Annotated in this window: 3 protein-coding genes; all 3 read left to right on the top strand. The window is 74.6% G+C overall.

All coding sequences use genetic code 11. From position 1 onward, the window contains the following. Positions 1 to 175: 175 nt before the first annotated feature. Positions 176 to 1,258, top strand: a complete 1,083-nt coding sequence (locus tag ACVNF4_RS31390; RefSeq protein WP_461806273.1) for a pyridoxal phosphate-dependent aminotransferase — start codon at positions 176 to 178, stop codon at positions 1,256 to 1,258. Then, a complete protein-coding gene (locus ACVNF4_RS31385) occupies positions 1,255 to 2,253 on the top strand; it encodes a methyltransferase domain-containing protein (RefSeq protein WP_461806272.1) in 999 nt (332 codons plus the stop codon). The genes ACVNF4_RS31390 and ACVNF4_RS31385 overlap by 4 nt, the downstream gene beginning before the upstream one ends. A gap of 102 nt (positions 2,254 to 2,355) precedes the next feature. Beyond that, the coding region (locus tag ACVNF4_RS31380) for an AMP-binding protein (RefSeq protein WP_461806271.1) at positions 2,356 to 5,873 on the top strand (3,518 nt) is incomplete at its 3' end.

Raw genomic sequence — 5,873 nt, 5'->3', positions numbered from 1 at the left:
GCGCCCCGCTGCGGCCGGCCCCCGCGACCGCCGCCGTCGTCGCCCTCCTGCGCGGCAGCGGCGTACCCGGCCCAGGACCCGACCGGTACCTGGCACCCGAGATCGAGGACGCGCACCGGCTCGTCGCCTCCGGCGCCGTCCTGGACGCCGTCGAGAACGTCACGGGAGCGCTCTCATGAGCCCCCGGACCCGCACCCCCGTCGCCCACCCCGCCCGCACCGCCCCGCAGCCCACCCCGCTGCTGCTGCACCGCAGCGAGAACGCGTGGGGCGCGAGCCCCCGGGCCGTCGAGGCCGCCCGCGCCGAACTCCTGCGCGTCAACCGCTACCCCGACCCCCACCACACCGCCCTCATCGACGCCCTCGCCCGCCACCACCGCACCACCACCGACCGCGTCGTCGTCGGCAACGGCCTCGACGAGGTCGTCCTCATGCTGGCCCTCGCCCTGCGCGACACCGGACGCGCCGTCCTCACCGAGGCCACCTTCCAGGGCTACGCCAAGAGCCTCGACGCCGTCGGACTCGACGCCGTCGTCACCCCCCTCACCGGACACCGCGTCGACCCCGGCGCGCTGATCGCGGAGATGAGGAAGGGCCCCGCCCTCGTCTTCGTCTGCAACCCGCACAACCCCACCGGGTCCGTCCTGGACGCCGAAGCCGTGCACGACCTGTGCGACGCCGCCCGCGCCGGCGGCTCCCACCTCGTGTTCGACGAGGCGTACGCCGAGTTCACCGACGACACCTTCACCTCCGCCCTGCCCTGGGCCCGGGAGAACGGCAACGTCAGCGTCCTGCGCACCTTCTCCAAGGCGTACGGCCTCGCCTCCCTGCGCGTCGGCGCCCTCGTCGGCGACCCCGCCCTCGTCGCCCGCACGGCCGCCGTCCAGGACGCCATGCCCTTCCACGTCAACCGGGTCGCCCACGCCGCCGCCCGCGCCGCCCTCGCCGACCAGGCGTTCCTGGAACAGACCCGGATCCGCACCGCCACCGCCCGCACTGCCCTGTGCGCCTGCCTGGACCGCCTCGGCATCACCCACCTCCCCTCACAGACCAACTTCGTCACCTTCCACCTGCCGCACACCGCCCCCGAGATCACCCGGCGGCTCCTCGCCGACGGCACCCACGTCCGGGACGCCACCGACCTCGGCATGCCCGGCTGGATCCGCGTCTCCGTCGGCACCCCCGCCGAAGTCCTCACCTTCGCGCGCCGCCTCGAAGCCGCCCTCACCCCCACCCCCTCCCAGGAGGCCCCCCGATGACCACCGACACCGCCGCCCCCCTCTCCATGCGCCAGGCGTTCAACGGCACCGTCCTCGCCTCGGCCGTCACCGCCGCCACCGAACTCGGCCTCCTCGACCAGCTCGACGAGCACCGCGCCTGCGCCCTCGACGCCTTCGCCCGCGACCACGACCTCAGCTTCCGCGCCCTGCGCCTCATCGCCGACGTCCTGGAGGGCGCCGACGCCGTCGCCACCCTCCCCGACGGCATCACCCTCGTCCCCGGCCCGCGCTTCACCGACCTCTGGGAGAACAAGGGCTACTTCGTGTGGCTCGTCAAGGGCTACGCCCCGATCCTCGCCCAGGCCGACACCCTCGCCCGCACCGGACGCGGCCAGGACGCCATGCGGCTGCGCGACGGCGGCGCCATCGCCCGCTCCGGCCGCGACTACGGCCACTTCCACGTCGACCCCGTCTTCGACCGGGTCACCGCCGGCCTCGACTTCGAACGCGCCGCCGACCTCGGCTGCGGCAGCGGACGCCGCGTCATCCGGCTCGCCCAGCGCCACCCCGACAAGAGGTTCGTCGGCATCGACATCGACGAGGACGCCGTCGAGGTCGCCACCAAAGCCGTCGCCGACGCCGGACTCACCGACCGCGTCGAGATCGTCCACGGCGACATCTCCCGCCTGGAAAAAGACCGCCACCCCGGCGTCGACCTCGTCTTCTCCTTCTTCCTCGGCCACGACCTGTGGCCCCTGGAGGACTGCGTCGCCTCCCTCGGCCGGCTGCGCGAGGCGTTCCCCGACGTCCGCCGCTTCCTCCTCAGCGACACCTACCGCTCCGAACTCAGCAACGACGCCGCCGCCCCCGTCTTCTCCCTCGGCTTCGAGTACACCCACGCCCTCATGGACCAGTACATCCCCTCCCCGAGCGAATGGGAGGACGTCTTCGCCCGCTCCCCGTGGCGCCTGCACGACCGCACCGAACTCGACATCCCCCACAGCTGCATCTTCCACCTGACGCCGAAACACTGACCGCACCTCCCCACCGGGGGGCGCCCCACGCGTTCCGTCCGTCAGTGCCGGATCATTGACGGGAGAGCCCATTCACGACCGCACCGGGAGACAGAGCCACAGATGCCCGAGACATCGAGCGACCTGGTCCGACCGCTGCCCGAACTGCTGCGCGGGCACGCCGCGACGCGCGGCACGAAGACCGCGTTCTCCGACGCCCGGCGCGCGGTGACCTACGCGGACCTGGAGCGCCGCACGGCCCGCCTCGGCGGCCACCTGGCGGGACTCGGACTGCCGAGGGGATCCCGGGTGGCGATCCTCCTCGGCAACCGCGTGGAGATCGTGGAGAGCTACCTCGGCGTGAACCGGGCGGGCTGCGTCGGCGTCCCCCTCAACCCGCACTCCTCCGACGCGGAACTCGCCCACGTCCTCACCGACAGCGACGCCCTCGCCGTCGTCACCGACACCGCCCACGCCGAGCAGGTCCACGCCGCCCTGCCGCCCGGCGACCGGCACGTCATCGTCGTGGACGACAGCGGCGAGGGATACGAGGCGATCGTCACCCGCGACCCGGCCACCGGGCCCCGCGACGACCTCGGCCTCGACGAACCCGCGTTCCTGCTCTACACCTCCGGCACCACCGGCCTCCCCAAGGGCGTCCTGTCGACCCTGCGCGCGGTCCTGTGGAACGTCGCCACCTGCTACACGCCGATCATCGAACTGTCCCCGGACGACACGATGCTGTGGCCGCTGCCCCTCTTCCACTCCCTGGCCCACAACCTGTGCGTCATGGCCGTGACCGCCGTCGGCGCCTCCGCGCACCTCGTCCCCGGGTTCGCCGCCGACGAGGTCCTCGCCGAACTCCGCGCCCGCCCCTACAGCTTCCTCGTCGGCGTGCCCACGATGTACCACAACCTGGTCCACGCGGCCGGCACCGAAGGGCTCACCCTGCCCGCGCTGCGCGTCTCCTTCGTCGCCGGAGCCGTCACCACCCCTGCGCTCGCCGAGTCGTTCGAGGCCGCGTTCGGCGTCCGGCTCACCGACAACTACGGCTGCACCGAGACCAGCGGCCCCATGGCCACCATGCGGCCCGGCGGCGCACCCCGCCCCGGCTCCTGCGGCCTCCCGCTGCCCGGCCTCGACCTGCGCGTCGTCGACCCCGAGACCGGCACCGACGTGCCCACGGGCACCGAGGGCGAGATCTGGGTCAAGGGCCCCAACGTGATGCTCGGCTACCACAACCGGCCCGAGGCCACCGCCGAGGCGCTCAAGGGCGGCTGGTACCACACCGGCGACCTCGCCCGCCGCGACACCGACGGCTACCTGTGGATCACCGGCCGCCGCAACAACGTCATCATCCGGGGCGGCGAGAACCTCCACCCCACCGAGATCGAGGCCGTCCTCCTCAAGGCGCCCGGCGTCCGCGACGCCGCCGCGTACGGCCGGGACGACGAGGAGTTCGGACAGGTCCCGGCCGCGCTCGTGGTGCCGGGTCCGGACGGCGTGGACTGCGCCGACCTGTTCGCCCGCTGCCGCCGCGAACTCGCCTACTTCAAGGTGCCGGTGGAGATCAGGGCCGTCGCCGCCCTGCCCAAGACGGCCACCGGCAAGGTGCTCCGCCGCTTCCTGCCCGACCTCCCCGGCCGGCTCCTCGGCGTCCCCGGCACCCACGAAGGGCTGCAACTCGTCGAGGCGGGCGGCGCGTCGGTGCCCGTTCCCGGCGCGACCCCGCTGCGGTCGTACGCCGGACAGGCCGTGACCGTCACCGGGGACGACCCCCGCCTCGTCGGCCTCCTCACCGCCCACCTCACCGACGGCCACGGCGCCCGCCTCACCGAGGACGGCACCCCCGTCACCGTCACCGGCTCGACCGTCACCGCCGCCGGGACCACCCTGGTCCTCGCCGAAGGGCTCACCGACCGCCGGATCCGCGACGCCCTCGACGTCGCCCTGAGCCGCCCCGGCGCCACCCTCGTCACCGCCCTGCGGTCCGCCGCACCGCAGCAGCTCCCCGCCAGGGCCGACCTCACCGGCACCGACCTCGACCGCACCCTCCTCGACGTCGTCACCCGCGAAGTCGCCGCGGTGCTCGGCGAGTCCACCCCCGTCGCCCCGGACCGGGCCCTGCGCGAGCACGGCCTCACCTCCGCCGACGCCGTCCGCCTGCGCGACCGCGTCGCCGCCGCCGTCGGCCTGCGCCTGCCCACCACCCTCGTCTTCGACCACCCCTCCGTGCGGGCCATCGCCGCCTACGTCCGGGGCGAACTCGCCGACACCCCCACGGAGCCGGCCACGGCCGCACCGGCGACCGCCGCCGCCGACGACGACCCCGTCGTCCTCGTCGGACTCGCCTGCCGCTACCCCGGCGGCGTCACCACCCCCGACGACCTGTGGCGGCTCGTCGCCGAGGAGACCGACGCGATCTCCGGGTTCCCCGAGGACCGGGGCTGGGACCTGGAGCGGCTCCACACGCACTCCGCCACCCGGCGGGGCGGATTCCTCCACGACGCCGCCGACTTCGACGCCGAGTTCTTCGGCATCTCACCCCGCGAGGCCCTCGCCACCGACCCCCAGCACCGGCTGCTCCTCGAACTCGCCTGGGAGGCCCTGGAACGCGCGGGCGTCGACCCCGCCGCCCTGCGCGGCCGGCAGGTCGGCGTGTACGCCGGGCTGATGCTCCACGACTACATCAGCGACGCCGGCCGAGTCCCCCGCGAACTGGAGGGCTACCTCGCCACCGGCGTCCAGGGCGGCGTCGCCTCCGGGCGGATCGCCTACACCCTCGGCCTGCGCGGACCCGCCCTCACCGTCGACACCGCCTGCTCCTCCTCCCTCGTCGCCCTCCACCTCGCCGCCCAGGCGGTCCGGCGCGGCGAGTGCGCCCTCGCCCTCGCCGGCGGGGTCGCCGTCATGGGAACGCCGCAAGGGTTCCTGGAGTTCAGCAAACAGGGGGCGCTCGCCGAGGACGGGCGGTGCAAGCCGTTCGCGGCAGCCGCCGACGGCACCGGCTGGGCCGAGGGCGCCGGTCTCGTCGTCCTCGAACGGCTCTCCGCCGCGCGCCGCGCCGGACACCCCGTGCTCGCCGTGCTGCGCGGCTCGGCCGTCAACCAGGACGGCGCCTCCAACGGCCTCACCGCACCCAGCGGCACCGCGCAGCGCGAGGTGATCCGGCTCGCCCTGAAGGACGCCGGCCTCGGACCGGACGACGTGGACACCGTCGAGGCGCACGGCACCGGGACCCGGCTCGGCGACCCCATCGAGGCGGGGGCGCTCCTCGCGACGTACGGACAGGACCGCCGGGAACCCCTCTGGCTCGGCTCCCTCAAGTCCAACATCGGGCACGCGCAGGCCGCCGCCGGAGTCGGCGGCGTCATCAAGGTCGTCCAGGCGATGCGCCACCGCACCCTGCCCAGGACCCTCCACGTGGACGCGCCGACACCGCACGTCGACTGGGCGGCGGGGGACATCCGGCTGCTCACCGAGAGCATGCCGTGGCCCGAGCGCGGACGCCCGGCACGCGCGGCCGTCTCCTCGTTCGGGATCAGCGGCACCAACGTCCACGTCATCCTGGAAGAGCCGCCGGCCGGACCCGCGCCGGCGCCGGCCGCCCCCGCACCGGACGCCGTCGCCCTGCCGCTGTC

Source organism: Streptomyces sp. S6 (assembly GCF_054880855.1).
Note: the sequence above shows the minus strand (reverse complement) of the source record. Positions and strands in the feature narration are given on the sequence as shown.